Origin of the sequence: Gorillibacterium timonense, assembly GCF_001457415.1 — a bacterium.
Taxonomy (GTDB): Bacteria; Bacillota; Bacilli; order Paenibacillales; family NBRC-103111; genus Gorillibacterium; species Gorillibacterium timonense.
Map to the genome: position 1 here is coordinate 1,577,164 of NZ_LN881724.1, position 17,892 is coordinate 1,595,055.

Here is a 17,892-nt window from a genome sequence, read left to right on the forward strand (position 1 = left end):
CATGAAGCTTATCGACATTTACTCACGCGTAAAAAAAGATTTGAATGCGATTGAAAAAGAACTGGAAAAGAGCGTTTATTCCGATCATATCCTGCTGAGAGAGGCATCCGTGCATCTATTGAAGGCAGGGGGAAAGCGGATTCGGCCCGTATTCGTCTTGCTCTCCGGAGAATTTGGGACTTACACGCTGGAGCAGATGAAGAAAGTCGCCGTCCCCCTGGAGCTGATCCACATGGCCTCTCTCGTTCATGACGATGTCATTGACGATGCCGATACTCGGCGCGGGCAGCTCACCGTCCGCTCTAAATGGGATAACCGGATCGCCATGTACACGGGCGATTACATCTTCGGCAAAGCACTCGGGGTCATCACCGAGCTCGAAAATCCGGAGATCCACCGGATCATGTCCCGGGCGATCGTACAGATGAGCATCGGGGAAATGGAGCAGGTACGCTTCTTTTTCCACACGGAGCAGACCGTTCGGGATTATCTGCTCCGCATTAAGCGCAAGACGGCCCTGCTCATCGCGGTGAGCTGCCAGCTTGGCGCGCTCGCTGCCGGGGCCTCCAAGGAAACGGCGGAGCGGTTGTATTCCTTTGGGTTCAACGTGGGCATGGCTTTCCAAATCCGCGACGACCTGCTTGATCTGAGCGGCACGGAGGAACAGATCGGCAAGCCTCCCGGCAGCGACATCAAGCAGGGAAACCTGACGCTTCCGGTGTTGTATGCGCTCCGCGAGCCGCAGCTGCGAAAGCCGCTGCTTGACGAAATCGAACGGATTCGTCAAGCGGACGGACAGACGGATGTCTCCCGGTTTTTGGATCTCGTCCGTGGCAGCGCCGGTCTCCATGAAGCCGAACAACTGGCAGACCGCTATATTGACAAGGCGATTCGCCATTTGGACCGATTGCCCGACATTCAAGCCCGCCGCGATCTGATCGGTGTCGCTCATTTCGTGGGGGAACGCTCGTACTGATTCATAAGGAACACGTTTCATTCAGACCCGATCCACCTATTCCAGAGAAGAAGGTGAATGAGATGGAACGCACATTTTTAATGGTCAAACCGGATGGGGTGCAGCGCGGCCTCATAGGAGAAATCGTAAGTCGATTCGAAGTGAAGGGATTTCGGATGGTCGGAGCTAAACTGATGCATATGAGCCGTGAGACGGCGGAAAGGCATTATGCCGAGCATGTAGGAAAGCCCTTTTTTGAAACCCTCGTCGGCTTTATCACGTCCGGACCTGTTTTTGCCATGGTGTGGGAAGGCGAACGCGTCATTCCTCTGTGTCGTTCCATGATGGGGAAGACGGATGCTCTGGAGGCTGCGCCGGGAACCATTCGCGGCGATTATGCCGTACATAAAAATTTTAATTTGATTCACGGGTCCGACTCGGAAGAAAGCGCAGTGCGGGAGATCGGTATCTTTTTCCGGGATGAAGAGCTTCTGAACTATGAGAAAGTCATTTCAATTTGGGTTTAGCCGGGTAGACCGTCGGTGGGGGGAGCAGAATGGAGAACGGGGATCTCGATTTTACGCGTTTTGTTAAGAGCATCAAAGAGCTGACAGGAATAGATCTTACCCTGTACAAGGAAGCACAAATGAAGCGGCGTTTGACCACGCTTCGAATGAAGCTGGGGTTTTCAAGTTTTGATGCTTACTTTTCAGCGCTTACCAAGGATAAGAATCTGCTGGACGAATTTTTGGACCGGATGACGATCAACGTATCCGAATTCTGGCGCAACCCGAACCGCTGGTCGGTGCTGAAGGATCGCTTTTTTCGCGAGCTCGCCGGGAGCGGCAAACGCTTGAAGGTGTGGAGCGCCGCTTGCTCGACGGGGGAAGAACCTTATACGCTGGCTATGATCATGAATGAGTTGGGCCTTCTGGCGGGAAATAGCATCCTGGCGACCGATCTGGATGAAGGCGTTTTGGCCAAAGCCAAACAGGGCATCTATCTGGACCGCTCCATCCGCGATGTTCCTCCGGACTTTCTGAAGCGCTATTTTCAGAAGGAAGGGATTCTGTATCATATTTCCCCGGAGTTGAAGAACCATATCGCCTACAAGAAACAGGATCTGCTTGCAGATAAATTCGATACGTCCTTCGACCTCATTGTTTGCCGCAATGTGATGATCTATTTTACGGAAGAGGCCAAGGACAAGCTGTATCAGAAATTCTCGGAGGCGCTTCGCCCGGGAGGCTTGCTGTTCGTGGGCAGCACCGAGCAAATATTCACCCCTTCCCGCTACAAGTTTGAGCTTGCGGATACGTTCTTTTACCGTAAAATCGAATAGGGCCAACGGGCAAATCCGCTTAATATGGAATAGAGCGCACGCTTCCGGTTAACGCTAGAGAAAACCAAGCGGGAGGCAAGCCATGGATAAACGGTTGATCATCGGCGCGTATCGCCAAGGAATCTTGACTCGGGAGCAATGCGCTCAGATTCTTGGGATCGAGTCGGAGTCTCTGCTCGGTTTGGTCAGCGGCGAGCCGGACCGGTCGGTTACCCCGGCTGATCGGAGTGCGATTCTCAGTAGAAACAGAGGCCGAGCCGGTAGTGTGCGGAATGGGTCCATCCGGTTCTAGGGGGAAGCAGCCGGTTTCTAGCGATTGTGGAACAGGAAGACGGGTATACAACAGCAGTGGAAACCGCCGTGTGGATTGCGGCGGTTTTGCTGCATCCGCCTGCATCGAGCTGAACGGCCCGAGTTTGATAAACCCAGATGGTTACCCCTGGTGTGTGGCTAGCGGTACGATTGTAGGTGTGGGAAACGCTGCGGAATCCATAGGCTTAGAAAGTGAAATCGTTCGAGGTCGAAACGAAATCGACGCCTGCAGGGCTTGACATCCTTCGGATATTCTTGTCAAAGCTAGAGAGCTATATTATAATTAGCGCATAAAAGCGCTAAAGCGCTAATGATAAATCAAGAACGAATAGAGAATACCTTCGGCAAAAAGATCTTTGCCGGATGCGGAGGGGGAGCCGATTTGCGTTATTTGACAGCGGGGGAAACTCACGGGCCGCAGTTGACGGCCATTATTGAAGGACTGCCAAGCAATCTGCCGCTTGCTGCGGAAACGATCAATGAAGAGCTGGGTCGTCGGCAGAAGGGCCACGGCCGCGGACTGCGGATGCAGATTGAGAAGGATACCGTTCAGCTTGTAGGCGGGGTTCGTCACGGTACAACAACGGGGGCTCCGGTCGCTCTTGTCGTCGAGAATAAGGACTGGACGCATTGGACGAAGATTATGGGCGCTGAGCCTGCCGCGGAAGAAAATGAAGGCAAACGGAGAATTTTGCGTCCCCGTCCCGGCCATGCGGATTTGAACGGCGGATTGAAATACAACCAGAAGGATCTGCGCAACATTCTGGAGCGTTCCAGCGCACGGGAGACGACCATGCGAGTCGCCGTTGGCGGAGTGGCGAAGCAGCTGCTCGCTTCCTTTGGCATCACCATCGCCTGTCAGGTTCTCCGGATCGGCGATGTGACGGCTGAGCGCTCTTCTCTGACGGCTGCAGAGCTTGCTGCCATTACAGAGGATTCGCCTGTTCGCGTAACGGACAAAGCGGCTGAAGCGCGTATGGTCGCTGCCATCGACGCAGCCAAGGAAGACGGAGATACGCTCGGAGGAGTCGTCGAGGTCGTAGTGGAAGGAGTTCCGGTCGGCCTAGGCAGCCATGTGCAGTGGGATCGCAAGCTGGACGGGAAGATCGCACAAGCGGTGTTGTCGATCCAAGCCTTCAAGGGCGTGGAATTTGGCATCGGGTTCGAAGCGGCAGAAAAACGCGGGTCCCAGGTGCATGACGCGATTCTCTATAGCGAGGAGAAGGGCTTTCATCGTGAAAGCAACCGGGCAGGAGGGCTGGAAGGCGGCATGACAACCGGCGAGCCCATCGTCGTGCGCGCGGTCATGAAGCCGATATCGACGTTGTATAAGCCGCTGTTAAGCGTCGATATCGATACGAAGGAAGCCTTCTCCGCTCAAGTCGAGCGTTCCGATACGTGTGCAGTTCCGGCTGCGGCCGTCATCATGGAGAATGTAGTCGCCTGGGAAGTGGCCAATGCCTTTATGGAGAAATTCGGCGGTGACTCCCTGGAGGAAATCGCGGCGAACCTTACCAACTACAAAGCCCAAGTGGAGCGGTATTGATATGAGAAAATTGACGGTCGACCTTGGTGAACGCTCTTATCCCATCTTAATCGGGCAAGGAATTTCGGAGCAGATAACCCGGCACTTGTCGGACAGGGGAATCTTGCCCTCCTCTCCGCTTCTCATCGTGACGGACGATAACGTCGCTTCCTTTCACCTGCAGAAGCTGAAAGCCGCGCTTGAGGCCGGAGGCTATCGGACCTGCGATTTCATCGTGTCCGCCGGCGAAACGAGCAAGTCGCTCGCCATGCTGGAGGAAATCATTCGCGTCGCACTCGAAGCGGGCCTCGACCGGAATTCGGTCATCGTGGCGCTCGGCGGCGGCGTTGTCGGCGATCTGGCCGGTTTTGCCGCAGCCAGCTATATGCGCGGTATTCGGTTTGTCCAGGTTCCGACGACCATTCTGGCTCATGACAGCAGCGTCGGCGGGAAAGTGGCGGTCAATCACCGCTTGGCCAAGAACGTAATCGGCGCTTTTCATCAGCCGGAGCTGGTGCTCTATGATACGGCTCTGCTGCAAACCTTGCCTCCTCGGGATGTTCGGGCTGGATTTGCCGAGGTTATCAAGGAAGGGTTGATCCTGGATAAGGAATACGTCGAATGGTTCTCGGATCATCTCGATGCGCTCCTGGCTCTTGACCCGCCGACTTTGGAGAAGGCCCTGTTTGAGGCTTGCAGGATTAAAGCCGAGGTGGTATCGCAGGATGAACGCGAGAACGGGCTTCGCGAGATTCTGAATCTGGGCCACACCATCGGTCATGCTTTGGAGGCGGTGGCGGGGTATGGAACCCTTCTGCATGGCGAAGCAATTTCAATCGGAATGGTTGGGGCGGCACAGCTCTCCGAGGAGTTCGGGCGCTCCCAGTCGATCACCGATACGACCCGAGATCTTCTGAAGCGCATCGGCTGCCCGGTTACAATTCCACGCGAGCTGGACACCGACGCCATCATGGAGGCTTTGATGCATGACAAGAAATTCCGGGAGGGCAAGCTGACGTTTATCCTCCCGCTCGATATCGGAAGAGTCGAGATCAACAAGCAAGTAACCAAAGAACAGGTTCGCCGAATCGTTGACGGGCTCAAGCAGGAGGAATAGCCATGTGGGTTAGGGGAATTCGAGGAGCGACGACGGTCGAGCAGGATAACAAGGAAGAAGTCCTGAAGGCGACCGCCGAGCTGCTCAAAAGCATAGTGGATGCCAACGACGTCGTGCCGGAAGACATCTGCAGTGTCTTCGTGACGACGACGGACGATCTGACGGCGGCTTTTCCGGCGATGGCCATCCGCCAGCTGAGCGGCTGGGAGCTCGTCCCGCTCATGTGCGCGCTGGAGATTCCGGTCAAGCCGAGCCTGCCGCGCTGCATTCGGCTGATGGTTCATGTGAATACGATGCGCAGCCAAGCGGAGATTCGGCATATTTACATGAACGAGGCGAAGAAGCTGCGGCCGGATATCGTGGCAGGAAGTGGGAAGTAAGGGGATCGATGCGATTATTGATCTCGTATAGGTTATCGAGTAAAAACCGTTTCCTCTGTTGAGGGAACGGTTTTTTGGCGTTTGATACAATTTGGAACAATGGTTTGTTTGGAAGACGACTACCTTGACCCCTTAAAAGAAACGTCCTATTCTGTATAGAAGAAAATGGGGTGGTTGAAAATGGAAGGGGGGATAGATGATATTTTGCTCTGGGGGCAGCATTCAATTTCTTAAAGCTACCAAGGCTAATTTGATGATCATCCTATCATCTTGTTTCTGCCAGCAGAAGTGACTACATAATCCATTTTTATTAATGAGAATGTAAGTACGGGAGGGGATAAGCTAGCATATGGAATGTGAATGATCAAGATAGAGAACATAAAATTTGGAGTAGGGAGTACGGTATATGTTCAAACTTAAAAGTCTTAAGACACAAATGATGGTAACCTTTTCCCTGATTCTTTTGTTTAGTATCCTATGTATTACATTATTGTCCTTCCAATTATCCTCAAAAGCATTGACTGGACGAGCGACGGAATCAATGAACGACATGGCCAATGAAGGGGCAAAGGTGATCAAGTCACGAATAACGAGTGTTTTTAACTCTATGAATTCAATAGCGAACATCCATATTGTTCAGAATTTTTCGACTAATCCTGATCTTGCAATGGATGTGCTTAAGAACGAAACAAAACGTAGCGGACATTTGCGTATGGGTCTTGGCGATTTGAATGGAAATCTTGTTTTTACGGATGGTACGAAGGCCAACTTAGCCAAAGACGACAACTACAATCAAGTGCTTAACGGAAAAGAATTGATCGGAGGTCCGGCAGTCAGCGCCGTGAACAAGACCGTGATTTTGGTATATTTTGTACCGATCAGGCAAGATGGCAAAGTGGTAGGAGTCTTGACCGCCTCAAGAGATGGAAACGCGCTAAGCGATATGGTCAGTGATATTAAATACGGGAAATCGGGCTTTGCTGGGTTGGTAAATAAAACGGGAACCTTTGTTGCTCATCCCAATAAGCAGTATGTGTTGGATCAGATGAATGCCATCGAGAAGGCGAAGGATGAGCCGGACTTTCTTGAACTGGGTAACTTGACTTCAAAGATGACAAAGGAAGAATCGGTTAAAGGAACGTATACGAAAGATAATATTGAATATATGTTGGTTTCAACGGCCATACCGGAATATAACTGGGATCTTTTTATCACCGTACCAAAGGGTGAGATTGTAGCCGATGCCCATAAGCAAAGGAATCTACTGGTGTTGCTGTCGAGTATCTTTATTGTTCTGGGAGCCATTGTTACTTATATGGTCGCCACTCGAATTTGCAGACCGCTTACGAAAGCATCCAAGCAGCTTTCAATTCTGGCAACGGGTGATTTTACGTCGGAGATTTCGGATTCCTTGTTGAAGACGAAATATGAAACGGGCGATCTGATTCGTTCTATGGCCCAAATGCAAGGTTCGATAAGACATATTTTGGCACAGGTCGCCGAAGAGTCTGCAGCTGTTAATGATGTACTTGTGGGCATTAATGTGAATGTGGAGCATTTGAATCAGGATATGGGGAAGATTAGTGCAACAACACAAGAGATTTCCTCGGGCATGGAAGAAAGTGCGGCGTCTACGGAACAAATGAATGCAACGTTGGAGGAGATCGAGAAATCTGCGGAATCGATTGCGACCAAGGCGCAGGACAGTACGGTTGTTGTTCAGGAGGCTTATGAGCTTGCATCACGCATGCGGAATGACTCTACCTCCTCTTATCAGGAAACATCCGATATTTACATAAGGGAAAAAGCGGTCCTAGAGCAGGCGATTAGCGAATCGAATGCGGTTTACCAAGTGACGGAGCTGTCGCAAACGATATTGGACATTGCCGCTCAGACGAACTTGCTGGCGCTCAATGCCTCGATTGAAGCCGCTCGCGCCGGTGAAGCTGGCAGAGGGTTTTCTGTGGTGTCGGGTGAAATTCGCAAGTTAGCCGAGCATTCGAAAGTCACGGCTGAACGAATTCAAGTCATTTCAAGTTCTGTTTTGGATGCGGTCCAACGACTTGCGGAATCCTCCAACCAGATTATCGGATTTATTGACAAGCGGGTCATCGTGGATTATGGGAATATTGTTAATTCCAGCGAACAGGTTAGTGAACAATCTCAGAGTATGAATGATGCGGTAATGGACTTCGGGGCTACTTCCGAGGAACTCCTGGCATCGATTCAGAGCATGGTGAGCGCCATTAGTGAAATATCACAAGCGGTCAATCATGGAGCGGACTCCGCTTCCGCAATCGCAGATAAAACCTCAAGCGTATCGGATTTGTCGGGTGGCATTGTTGAAATGGCCGAGAAAGCCAAACAAATATCGCTGCGTCTGTCCGAGTCTGTTTCCCAGTTTAAGCTGTGAGATCGATAGGCACTTCATGCCATCCATTGAATCCCAAAAACCGTTCCCTCCGCTGAAGAGAACGGTTTTTGTTTGGACAAGTACGCTGATAAGGGACGGAAGCCATACAGACCATCACGTCTTTAGAAATCCGAGGTATAGAGCGAAACCTGATTGGTCTTGGTATCAACCAGACAGAAGATGATGTTGTAATAAGCCGCTTGAAAAAAGTCATCCCCGGTCATGATTTCTCCCTTGCGGGTTTTCAGGAGAGAATAGCCATCCTGAGCACCGAAGTTCCGCCGGTTGGGAATGTCCTCGTCGTAGGGATCAGCAAACAGCTCGTGCAGGGCCTTGACCCGCTGGGGTCTCATCGGCAGCTCGGTCCATGTCTGGTCTATCTTTTGCTTTTGGAGGAGCTGCGTCATTTCTTCCTCCGTGAGCTGATAGATCGTCAGCATGGTTCCGTCTCCGTGAAACCCTCCATGCGTATCTTTGTGAAAGACGATCGTCGGTTTACCAGGTAAGGAGAAGCCCATGGAGTCGCGAAAAATCCGCAAGCTTCTCGACTGGGAATCTAGAAATGAATAGGGATACATTTGAATGAAGGAATAACTTATGAATCACTCATCTTTGAGCATCTATAGTAGAGCTGTCTATTTAATAACCTTCCCAAGGAAAGAAATGTTGCGAATGGAAAGAAATAATGACGTGCCTATCGTTGTTGTGAATAAGCGACTTCTGTCGTGAGGAATCGTGGTGAATCGATTTGCGAGCCGTGATCAGCATGTGGAAAATATAAGAATACGATGAGGGCAAACCTCCGCTTGACGCTCGCTTCTGCCATCGTGTATAGTGGGGAATAAGAAACCGGATTTGGGCGGGAGCGCCCGGATCGGTAGAGCGCAAGAATCGTAAGTAGAGCTGAGTAGAGTTGAGTCAAGTCGAGCAGAGTAGAGCTGAGCATATTGCTGTGCGTCCCCATGAGACAAGGAGCGGCTGCCTTCGTGCAGAACGTTTGTCTTCATGCAATCGCATGGTTTGCTAATGGCTTGTTCATGTTCCTTGAATACGACCCGAAACCTCTACTTGCGTAGAGGTTTTTTTATTATTCTTTAAGGAGATGAACGCCGACATGTACCAGCCCGAGCTTGCCGAAGTTGTGCGTCTGGCCGAGCATTACAACCTCATTCCCGTTGCCCGCAGAATTCTGGCTGACACGGAAACGCCCATACGCGTGTTCCGTCATTTTTCCGATGAGCCGAAGGCTTTCCTGCTGGAAAGTGTGGAGGGCGGGGTCAAGTGGGCGCGCTACTCCTTCATCGGCTCCTCTCCCTTCCTCACGCTGGAAGGGAAGAAGGGGAAGACTCGGGTGACGACAGGCGGAGAAACGCGGGTTCACGACGAGCGCCCGCTGGAAGTGCTGAAGGGCTATCATCGGGCCTATCGGAGCCCTTCGCTTCCGGGTCTTCCCCGGTTGACCGGCGGAGCAGTCGGGTTCTTCGGCTATGATCTCCTGCAGGATTATGAGAAGCTTCCCGAGCATCGGGATGACGATATGCACATGCAGGATTTGCGCTTTCTCTTCTGCGACAGGCTGGTCGTGTTCGATCACTTCCGCCAGGAGCTGGTTGTGATCGGAAATGTGCATGTGACACCGGGAGCGACGGACAAGGAAATTGCGGCGGAATATGAGCGAGTATGCCGGATGATCGACGCTACGGTCGAAAAGCTGCAGCAGGCTCCTCCCGCGCTGAGCCGCCCGCTTCGGCCGATGCCGGAGGAGGTTGAGCTTGATGGAATTCGCTCCAATCTGACCAAAGAGGAATATATGGCGAATGTAGAACGGGCGAAGGAGTACATTCGGGCGGGGGATATCTTTCAAGTGGTGCTATCCCAGCGCTTCGAAAAGAAAACCGAGATCGATCCGCTTCAGGTTTACCGGGTTCTGCGGACGACCAATCCATCCCCGTACATGTATTACCTCAAGTTCGACGAAGAGATCATCGTCGGAACGTCGCCGGAGCTGTTCGTCCGGGTGGAGGATGGCAAGGTCGAAACGAGGCCGATTGCGGGAACGCGTCCACGGGGAGGCAGCGATGAAGAGGATGCGGCGCTTGAGCGGGAGCTTCTGGCCGATGAGAAGGAGCGGGCGGAGCATCTGATGCTGGTCGACCTCGGCCGCAACGACATCGGGAGGGTGGCTCGGTTTGGCTCTGTGCATTGCGACACGTTCATGGAGATCGAACGTTACTCGCATGTGATGCACATCGTATCCAACGTGAGCGGACAGCTCCGCGAGGACAAAGACTTCTTCGACGCCTTCATCTCCTGCCTGCCGGCGGGTACCGTATCCGGTGCTCCGAAGCTGAGAGCGATGGAGATCATCGCCGAGATGGAGAAGGAAGCGCGAGGGGCGTATGCGGGAGCGATCGGGTATCTCGGCTTCTCCGGCAATCTGGATACGTGCATCACGATCCGGACGATCATCTTTAAGAACGGTAAAGCTTATGTGCAGGCGGGAGCGGGTATCGTCTGGGATTCGGTACCGGAAAAGGAATACGAGGAAACGATCAACAAGGCGAAAGCGATGCTGCGGGCGATTCGACTAGCGGAGGAAATGTTCCTCGAAAAGCGCGAGCGAGACTTGGAGCCGATCATCAACGGTGATTACTATTACGCATGATGGGAATGCGTGGTGCAGCGGACGACAGCGACCGCAATAGACGAGCAGAGACCCGTAGAGGAGGGAACGATATGGAGATGATCGATAACCAGACGTTCACGGTGAGGCAGGCGATCGCCAAGGTTGCGGACGGACGAGATTTGAGCCGCACGGAGGCAAGGCAAGCGATGGCGGAGATCATGGAAGGGCAAGCCACGGCAGCCCAAATCGGCAGCTTGATCACTGCGCTGCGGATGAAGGGGGAAACCGCTGAGGAGATAACCGGCTTCGCGGAGCTGATGCGGCTTAAAGCGAACCGGGTGAACACGGAGCAGAACGATCTGCTCGATACGTGCGGAACGGGCGGAGACGGAGCCAAGACGTTCAATATCTCGACCGCTTCGGCGCTTGTAGCTGCGGCAGGTGGAATTCGGGTAGCGAAGCACGGCAATCGCGCCATGTCCAGCGCGAGCGGGAGCGCGGATGTGCTGGAAGCGCTTGGCGTCAACATTTACTTGGATCAGGCGCAAGCGGCGGAATGCCTGTCTCGCATAGGCATCTGTTTTCTCTTCGCGCAAACCTATCACGGCTCGATGAAGCATGCGGCCGGTCCTCGCAAGGAGCTCGGTATCCGCACAGTCTTCAACCTGCTCGGTCCGCTGACCAATCCGGCAGGAGCCGACCGCCAGCTGCTCGGCCTCTTCGACCGCAGCAAGACGGAACTGATCGCGGAAGTCATGCGATCACTCGGAGTATCGCGCGGCCTGGTGGTGGGCAGTCTGGACGGCCTCGACGAGATCAGCGTATCCGCTCCGACGAAGATCACGGAGCTCCGCGATGGAAGCATCGCAACGAAGGAGATTGCTCCGGAAGAGCTCGGTCTCGGCACTTATGAGCTGAGCGAGCTTGCGGGAGGCGATGCTGCGGTCAATGCGGAGATCATTCGCCGCGTCCTGAAGGGGGAGCGGGGAGCTGCACGAGATGTCGTGCTGGCGAACGCGGGCGCTTGCTTCTATGTAGCCGGGCGAACAGACAGCTTGCGGCAAGGGGTTGTTTTGGCCGAAGCGGTCATCGATTCGGGCCGCGCCGCCGCCAAGCTGGCGGAGCTTGTCGCCTGCACCCGGGAGGCGAGCCATGTTTCTTGAGCGCATTCGCAAGACGAAGGAAACCGAAGTTAGCGAGCTGAGCGAGCGGTTTGACCTCGGAGAAGCGGAGCGGAGTATCCGGGATTTGCCGCCTTGCCGAGGATTCGAAAAGGCTCTGTCGGAGAATCGGAAACGGCCGATGGGACTTATCGCAGAAGTGAAGAAGGCCTCCCCGTCAAAGGGGCTCATCCGCGCCGATTTCGATCCCGCAGCTATCGCGGGCGCTTACGAGGCGGCAGGCGCGGACTGTATCTCGGTTTTGACGGATCGAAATTACTTTCAAGGCGGCAATGACTACTTGAGAGCGGTTCGCGGGACTGTACAAGTACCGATCCTGCGCAAGGATTTCATCATCGCTCCGGTTCAAATCTTCGAAGCGCGTTTGATCGGCGCGGATGCTATCCTTCTGATCGCGGCGATGCTGACGTCGGAAGAACTGGAGAGCTTCCTACGTTTAAGCCGTGAGCTTGGATTGGATGCCCTCGTGGAGATTCACAACCGCGAAGAGCTAGAACGAGTATTGGAGCTCGAGTCCGCGCCGAAGCTGATCGGTATCAACAACCGCAACCTGCATACCTTCGAGACGGATCTCCGCACAACTGGCGAGCTGGCTGCTCTGATTCCGACAGGCCGGGTAATCGTCAGCGAGAGCGGAATATCAGGGCCTGATGATATTCACCGGCTCCATAAGGATGGAGCGCAAGCGGTGCTAGTCGGCGAGCATTTCATGCGACAGGTCGACATCAGCCAAGCGGTGCAGGATTTGCTTGGCCCGGTGAAGGAAGTGGAGAGGATTTGATCGAATGGGCGGAGCACCGACTGTAAAAATATGTGGAATCCGGGAGGAAGCGACGCTTCGAGCGCTGCTCCAGCTTCCGGTCGATCAGATCGGCTTTGTCTTTGCGAAGAGCCGTAGGCGGGTGACTCCCGAGCAGGCGGGCGAGCTTATCCGTATCGTGAAGGAACAGAGACGGGATAACGGGCTGCCTAAAACGGTGGGCGTGTTCGTCGAGCCGGATAGAGAAGAACTGATTGCGGTTCTTGAACAAGCTCCCGTGGATATCGTTCAGCTACACAGCGAGGAGCCGCCCGAGTTTTGCAGGTGGATCAAGGAGCGCTTCGGGACGGAGATTTATCGGGTCATCTCGCTTTCCGGCCATCAAGATGCGGGTAAGGAGAATGAAATGGCGGAACGGCATCCGACTCAACCACTTGGACAGAGTACAAAAGCCAATTCGCAACCGGAGCAGAACTCTGAACGGAATCAAAGCTCCGTTTCGACTCCATCTTTGAGCCAGACGATGGACGACGACCTTTTTCATAAGCTCATGCCGTATTCAGGCGTTGTGGATGCGATTCTGCTGGACACATTTGATCCGGTTACCATCGGCGGCAGTGGGAGGACTTTTCCGTGGACGAAAATACCCCCTTATCGGGAAGCCGCCCATCGCCTCGGCATTAAGCTGATCGCGGCTGGCGGACTGAATGCAGATAACGTATGTGAGCTGCTCGCGATCGGACAGCCGGACGGCGTGGACGTGTCAGGCGGAGTAGAGACGGACGGCAGCAAGGATATCGACAAAATCATAACTTTTGTAGGAAGGGTGAAGGTCTTTGAGTAAGCTATCTGAACAACTGCAATCGAGTGGAACTCGCAGCTATCCCGATGCAAACGGCCGTTTCGGCAAATTCGGCGGGAAGTACGTTCCCGAAACGTTAATGAACGCTTTGATCGAACTGGAGGAAGCGTACAAGCTCCATTCCGCAGATCCGACCTTTCAGGAGGAAATCGCTTATCTCCTCAAGGAATACTCGGGCCGTCCCACCTCGCTCTATTATGCTGAACGGTTAACGAAGCAACTGGGCGGAGCCAAAATCTATCTCAAGCGTGAGGACTTGAACCATACCGGCGCTCACAAGATCAACAATGCCATCGGACAGGCGGTTCTCGCCAAACGGATGGGGAAGACGAAGCTGATCGCCGAAACCGGAGCCGGTCAACACGGAGTAGCCACCGCTACGGTTGCCGCTTTGATGGGGTTTGAATGCAAAGTCTTCATGGGAGAAGAGGACACCAAGCGCCAGCAGCTCAATGTCTTCCGGATGAATATGCTCGGCACGGAGGTCGTGCCCGTCATGTCCGGGACGCGGACGCTGAAGGATGCGTGCAATGAGACGCTGCGTTATTGGGTGAGCCATGTTGAGGATACGTATTACATCCTCGGCTCCGTAACGGGTCCTCATCCTTATCCGATGATGGTTCGTGACTTTCAGCGGATTATCGGAGATGAAGCCCGCAGGCAGATCCTCGAAAAGGAAGAGCGGCTTCCGGATCTAGTCATCGCCTGCGTAGGCGGCGGAAGCAATGCGATGGGGATCTTTTACCCGTTCGTGCAGGATGCGGGCGTTCGGCTCATGGGCGTCGAAGCGGCGGGGAAGGGCGTCGATACCGAGGAGCATGCGGCGACCATGACGAAAGGCAGCCACGGCGTGTTCCAAGGCTCGCTCAGCTACCTGCTGCAGGATGAGCACGGCCAGGTGCTGCCGGCCCATTCCATATCGGCGGGCCTGGATTATCCGGGCGTCGGTCCGGAGCATGCTTACCTGAAGGATTCAGGCCGCGCCGAATACGTCCCGATCACGGATGCGGAAGCACTGGATGCCCTGAATCTGCTGTCTCGCACGGAAGGTATTATTCCGGCGCTCGAAAGCGCGCATGCCATTGCCCAGACGGTGAAAGTAGCGCCGACGATGGAGAAAGATCAGATTATCATCGTCAGCTTATCTGGCCGGGGAGACAAAGACGTCGAATCAATCATGAGCTACCAAAAGGGGGAGCAGGCATGAACCAGACCCGTCAAACGATCAATCGAATCGATCAAGCATTTCGTACGGCTAAAGAAGAGGGACGTTCGACGCTCATTCCCTTCCTCTCCGTAGGAGATCCCGATTTGGCTACATCGGCAGAGATCATCCTGGAGCTGGAAAAAGCAGGGGCAGATCTCGTCGAGCTGGGCGTCCCGTATTCCGACCCGCTCGCCGACGGCCCGGTCATTCAACGTTCCTCACTTCGCGCGTTGGAAAGTCGCGTCACCATCTCAGACTGTATCCGGATTGCCCGGATCTGCCGCGACAAGGGAAGCCAGCTTCCTTTCATACTCTTCACCTACTTCAATCCCGTGCTTCAATTCGGCTTGGACCGATTCTTCGCCGAACTAACCGCTCATGACATCAGCGGTTTGATTATTCCCGATCTTCCAGTAGAAGAGAGTGGCCCTGTCCGGGAGCTTGCCGCCAAGACCGGAATCCATCTCATTCCTCTGGTCGCCCCGACTTCTCGGGAGCGGATCGCGAAGATCGCACAGGAAGCATCTGGGTTCATTTATGCCGTTTCCTCGCTTGGCGTAACCGGAACACGCAGCGAGTTCGCGTCGGGCATTGAAGACTTCCTCGCAGCAGTCAAGCAGGCGACACCGCTGCCGGTAGCCGTCGGCTTCGGGATATCGAGCGCTGAGCAAGTAAAGCGGTTCTCGCAAATCTGCGACGGGGTAGTGGTCGGCAGCGCCATCGTTCGCCGTATCGAAGAATCACTGCCGCTGCTCATGAACTCAGACAGCAAAGCGGAGGGGCTCTTGCAAATCCGTGAATTTGTGAGACAATTGAAAGAATAATTTCATGCCCGTTTGGGGGTCATGGAATCGCCATCGCAAAGGAGTGTCCGTTTTGCAGCCGAAACCCTCTATTGTTCACCTGCCGGTCTACCAGCCGGGCAAACCGATTGAAGATGTAAAGCGAGAGCTGGGACTGGATAAGGTCATCAAGCTCGCCTCCAACGAGAACCCGTTTGGCTGTTCGCCAAAAGCGAAGGAAGCAATCATCCGCGAGCTGGATCAGCTCAGCCTTTATCCCGACGGAGCGGCTATCTCACTAACGGAAGAAGTTGCCAAGAGGAATGGAGTTCGGCCCGATCAGATCATCTTCGGATGCGGCTCGGATGAAGTCATCGAGATGATCGCCAAAGCTTTCTTCCTGCCTGGAGACGAAACGGTGATGGCCACCCATACCTTCTCGCAATATCGGCACAATGCCGAGGTGGAAGGGGCCGTCATTGTCGAAGCGGAGATGAAGGACGGCACGCATGATCTGGATGCGATGCTGGCCAAGGTGACCGATAAGACGAAAATCGTCTGGATCTGCAATCCCAACAATCCGACCGGCACGATGCTCCCTCATCAGACTGTTGCCGACTTCTTGAACAAGATATCCGCCGAAATCCTCGTGGTACTGGATGAGGCTTATATTGAATATGTCACAGCTCCCGATTTCCCGAACGGCCTTGAGCTCCTGAAGCAGCACAAGAATTTGATCCTACTGCGCACCTTTTCCAAAATCTATGGGCTGGCCGCTCTGCGGATCGGCTACGGCATCGGTCACCCCGACATCATTAAGCTGGTAGCGCAAGTTCGGCCGCCGTTCAACACGACGCGTACCGCCCAAGCCGCCGCTTTAGCCGCCATACAGGACGTTGAGTTCGTCGCTCGCTGCCGGGAAGCCAATGCGGAAGGCATCCAGTATTTAACGGGTGAATTTGACCGGATGGGGCTTCGCCATTTCCCGGCCCACGGCAACTTTATCATGGTGGAGGTTGGCAGACCTTCCAAGGATGTATTCGACGCTTTGTTGAGAAAAGGGTACATTATTCGTGCAGGGCATGCGCTCGGATTTCCTACATCCATTCGGGTGACAGTAGGCAGCCGGGAGCAGAACGAAGGCTTCATTGCGGCTCTCTCCGAGGTTTTGGCACAGAGTGCAGTAGAAGCTTAGAACGTGTTAGCAGACCCGGTGTCCGGTTGATTCGGCTGAGTCGTTTCACCTTTAGGGAACCGTGGATCGAACCGTTATAGAACATACATGTTAAAGGTTGATGAAGGTGAAGAAAATCGCAATCTACGGGGTGGGACTCATGGGTGGGTCCCTCGCCCTTTGTTTTAAGGGAAAACCCGGTCTCCATGTCGTGGGACATTCGCCAAATCCGGTTTCCGCCGCCAAATACGTCAAACGGGGAGTTGTCGATGAGGCAACTTCATCATTCGAGGATGCTGCGAGCGAAGCCGACTTTATTTTTCTCTGTGTACCTGTCGGCTTGTTGGAGGAATATCTGCATAAGCTCGGCCAGCTCCGCCTGAAGCCCGGTTGCATCATCACCGATGTCGGCAGCACGAAGGCGGAGGTGTGCCGGGCGGCGGCGAAGGTCGATCTTGGGGAAGCTTGGTTCATCGGAGGTCATCCGATGGCGGGGTCCGAACGCTCCGGCGTGGAGGCGGCTTCTGTCGATCTCTACGAGAATGCCTTTTACATCCTGACTCCGCTTCCGGGCGTTCCGGAGGAAGTGGTCAGCGAGCTGGAGAAGCTGCTCGAATGGACGAGAGCGCAGATCGTCCGCGTTGATGCGGAAGAGCATGATGCGATCGTAGGCGGAGTCAGCCATCTGCCACATATCGTGGCCGTGGCGTTGGTCAATCTGATCGCCAAGCATAACGAGGAGAACGGCCTCTACCACAGCCTGGCGGCGGGCGGATTCCGCGACATCACCCGCATCGCGGCGAGCGAGCCTGTCGTGTGGCGTGACATCCTGCTCAGCAACCGGCAGGTCGTGCTCGAGCTTCTGCAGGAATGGATCGCGGAGTCGAAGAAGTTCGTTAAACTGTTGGAGCAGGAGGACGGAGACGGCATCATCGATGAGTTCAGCCGCTCCCGAGCATTCCGCAACTCCATCCCCGATCGCCGCAAAGGCGCACTCAAAGGGTGGTTCGATCTGTATGTGGACGTACCCGATCATCCCGGGATTATCGGGCACATCGCTTCCCGACTTGGGGAGGAACGCATTAACCTGCGGAACATTCAAGTGATCGAGAGCCGGGCGGATGCGCCGGGGGTGCTGCGGTTGTCCTTCGACCATCAAGAGGCGCAGGACCGGGCGGAAGCCTTGCTAGGACAATCCTATGCGGTGCATAAATAAAGGGTTTCGCTCGTAATCGGCCGGAATTCGGATTTGAAGA

17 protein-coding genes are annotated in these 17,892 nt (G+C 54.2%); 16 read left to right on the forward strand and 1 reads right to left on the reverse strand.

Features of this window, described 5'->3' with window-relative positions:
• The first annotated feature begins 1 nt into the window (after position 1).
• From BN2684_RS19810 to BN2684_RS19845, 8 genes are all read left to right on the forward strand, one after another.
• The gene (locus BN2684_RS19810) at positions 2-976 is read left to right on the forward strand and encodes a polyprenyl synthetase family protein (RefSeq protein ID WP_058303829.1); all 975 of its coding nucleotides are present in this window, start codon (positions 2-4) and stop codon (positions 974-976) included.
• 62 nt (positions 977-1,038) lie between these two features.
• On the forward strand, positions 1,039-1,482 hold the full coding sequence (ndk, locus tag BN2684_RS19815) for a nucleoside-diphosphate kinase (protein ID WP_058303830.1): 444 nt from the start codon (positions 1,039-1,041) through the stop codon (positions 1,480-1,482).
• Positions 1,483-1,511: 29 nt separating this feature from the next.
• Positions 1,512-2,297: a CheR family methyltransferase gene (locus tag BN2684_RS19820; protein WP_058303831.1), complete on the forward strand. Its 786-nt coding sequence runs from the start codon at positions 1,512-1,514 to the stop codon at positions 2,295-2,297.
• An 82-nt stretch (positions 2,298-2,379) separates the two neighbouring features.
• A complete protein-coding gene (locus BN2684_RS19825; RefSeq protein ID WP_058303832.1) occupies positions 2,380-2,589 on the forward strand; it encodes a hypothetical protein in 210 nt (69 codons plus the stop codon).
• Between the two features lie 402 nt (positions 2,590-2,991).
• Complete coding sequence (aroC, locus tag BN2684_RS19830) at positions 2,992-4,155, forward strand: chorismate synthase (RefSeq protein ID WP_058304647.1); 1,164 nt, start codon at positions 2,992-2,994, stop codon at positions 4,153-4,155.
• A gap of 1 nt (position 4,156) precedes the next feature.
• Positions 4,157-5,251, forward strand: coding sequence for a 3-dehydroquinate synthase (gene aroB / locus BN2684_RS19835; RefSeq protein WP_058303833.1), 1,095 nt, complete (start codon positions 4,157-4,159; stop codon positions 5,249-5,251).
• 2 nt (positions 5,252-5,253) lie between these two features.
• Positions 5,254-5,631: a chorismate mutase gene (aroH, locus tag BN2684_RS19840; RefSeq protein ID WP_058303834.1), complete on the forward strand. Its 378-nt coding sequence runs from the start codon at positions 5,254-5,256 to the stop codon at positions 5,629-5,631.
• Positions 5,632-6,037: 406 nt separating this feature from the next.
• The gene (locus tag BN2684_RS19845) at positions 6,038-8,044 is read left to right on the forward strand and encodes a methyl-accepting chemotaxis protein (RefSeq protein WP_058303835.1); all 2,007 of its coding nucleotides are present in this window, start codon (positions 6,038-6,040) and stop codon (positions 8,042-8,044) included.
• A gap of 122 nt (positions 8,045-8,166) precedes the next feature.
• On the opposite strand, the gene BN2684_RS19850 is transcribed toward BN2684_RS19845, so the two are convergent.
• Positions 8,167-8,484, reverse strand: coding sequence for a hypothetical protein (locus BN2684_RS19850; protein WP_058303836.1), 318 nt, complete (start codon positions 8,482-8,484; stop codon positions 8,167-8,169).
• A gap of 674 nt (positions 8,485-9,158) precedes the next feature.
• Between BN2684_RS19850 and trpE the strand changes: the two genes are divergently transcribed.
• The 8 genes from trpE to BN2684_RS19890 all read left to right on the forward strand — a co-directional run bounded on the left by trpE (position 9,159) and on the right by BN2684_RS19890 (position 17,852).
• Positions 9,159-10,709, forward strand: coding sequence for an anthranilate synthase component I (trpE, locus tag BN2684_RS19855; RefSeq protein ID WP_058303837.1), 1,551 nt, complete (start codon positions 9,159-9,161; stop codon positions 10,707-10,709).
• A 71-nt stretch (positions 10,710-10,780) separates the two neighbouring features.
• A complete protein-coding gene (gene trpD / locus BN2684_RS19860) occupies positions 10,781-11,833 on the forward strand; it encodes an anthranilate phosphoribosyltransferase (RefSeq protein WP_392389023.1) in 1,053 nt (350 codons plus the stop codon).
• Positions 11,823-12,632, forward strand: a complete 810-nt coding sequence (gene trpC / locus BN2684_RS19865; protein ID WP_058303838.1) for an indole-3-glycerol phosphate synthase TrpC — start codon at positions 11,823-11,825, stop codon at positions 12,630-12,632. The genes trpD and trpC overlap by 11 nt, the downstream gene beginning before the upstream one ends.
• 4 nt (positions 12,633-12,636) lie before the next feature.
• Positions 12,637-13,455, forward strand: a complete 819-nt coding sequence (locus BN2684_RS19870; RefSeq protein WP_058303839.1) for a phosphoribosylanthranilate isomerase — start codon at positions 12,637-12,639, stop codon at positions 13,453-13,455.
• On the forward strand, positions 13,448-14,680 hold the full coding sequence (gene trpB / locus BN2684_RS19875; protein ID WP_234340285.1) for a tryptophan synthase subunit beta: 1,233 nt from the start codon (positions 13,448-13,450) through the stop codon (positions 14,678-14,680). Before BN2684_RS19870 ends, trpB begins: the two co-directional genes overlap by 8 nt.
• A gap of 17 nt (positions 14,681-14,697) precedes the next feature.
• Entirely contained in the window at positions 14,698-15,504 is an 807-nt protein-coding gene (trpA, locus tag BN2684_RS19880) for a tryptophan synthase subunit alpha (protein ID WP_058304650.1), read from the forward strand.
• A gap of 52 nt (positions 15,505-15,556) precedes the next feature.
• Positions 15,557-16,657, forward strand: coding sequence for a histidinol-phosphate transaminase (gene hisC / locus BN2684_RS19885; protein WP_058303840.1), 1,101 nt, complete (start codon positions 15,557-15,559; stop codon positions 16,655-16,657).
• A gap of 100 nt (positions 16,658-16,757) precedes the next feature.
• Complete coding sequence (locus tag BN2684_RS19890) at positions 16,758-17,852, forward strand: prephenate dehydrogenase (protein WP_187385784.1); 1,095 nt, start codon at positions 16,758-16,760, stop codon at positions 17,850-17,852.
• Positions 17,853-17,892: the final 40 nt, after the last annotated feature.

What these genes read in the sequence shown, in the direction of transcription:
- BN2684_RS19810 (WP_058303829.1), top strand. Translation starts at nt 2, where the DNA reads ATGAAGCTTATCGACATTTACTCACGCGTAAAAAAAGATTTGAATGCG.
- ndk (WP_058303830.1), top strand. Translation starts at nt 1,039, where the DNA reads ATGGAACGCACATTTTTAATGGTCAAACCGGATGGGGTGCAGCGCGGC.
- BN2684_RS19820 (WP_058303831.1), top strand. Translation starts at nt 1,512, where the DNA reads ATGGAGAACGGGGATCTCGATTTTACGCGTTTTGTTAAGAGCATCAAA.
- BN2684_RS19825 (WP_058303832.1), top strand. Translation starts at nt 2,380, where the DNA reads ATGGATAAACGGTTGATCATCGGCGCGTATCGCCAAGGAATCTTGACT.
- aroB (WP_058303833.1), top strand. Translation starts at nt 4,157, where the DNA reads ATGAGAAAATTGACGGTCGACCTTGGTGAACGCTCTTATCCCATCTTA.
- aroH (WP_058303834.1), top strand. Translation starts at nt 5,254, where the DNA reads ATGTGGGTTAGGGGAATTCGAGGAGCGACGACGGTCGAGCAGGATAAC.
- BN2684_RS19845 (WP_058303835.1), top strand. Translation starts at nt 6,038, where the DNA reads ATGTTCAAACTTAAAAGTCTTAAGACACAAATGATGGTAACCTTTTCC.
- BN2684_RS19850 (WP_058303836.1), bottom strand. Translation starts at nt 8,484, where the DNA reads ATGCTGACGATCTATCAGCTCACGGAGGAAGAAATGACGCAGCTCCTC.
- trpE (WP_058303837.1), top strand. Translation starts at nt 9,159, where the DNA reads ATGTACCAGCCCGAGCTTGCCGAAGTTGTGCGTCTGGCCGAGCATTAC.
- trpD (WP_392389023.1), top strand. Translation starts at nt 10,781, where the DNA reads ATGGAGATGATCGATAACCAGACGTTCACGGTGAGGCAGGCGATCGCC.
- trpC (WP_058303838.1), top strand. Translation starts at nt 11,823, where the DNA reads ATGTTTCTTGAGCGCATTCGCAAGACGAAGGAAACCGAAGTTAGCGAG.
- BN2684_RS19870 (WP_058303839.1), top strand. Translation starts at nt 12,637, where the DNA reads ATGGGCGGAGCACCGACTGTAAAAATATGTGGAATCCGGGAGGAAGCG.
- BN2684_RS19890 (WP_187385784.1), top strand. Translation starts at nt 16,758, where the DNA reads ATGAAGGTGAAGAAAATCGCAATCTACGGGGTGGGACTCATGGGTGGG.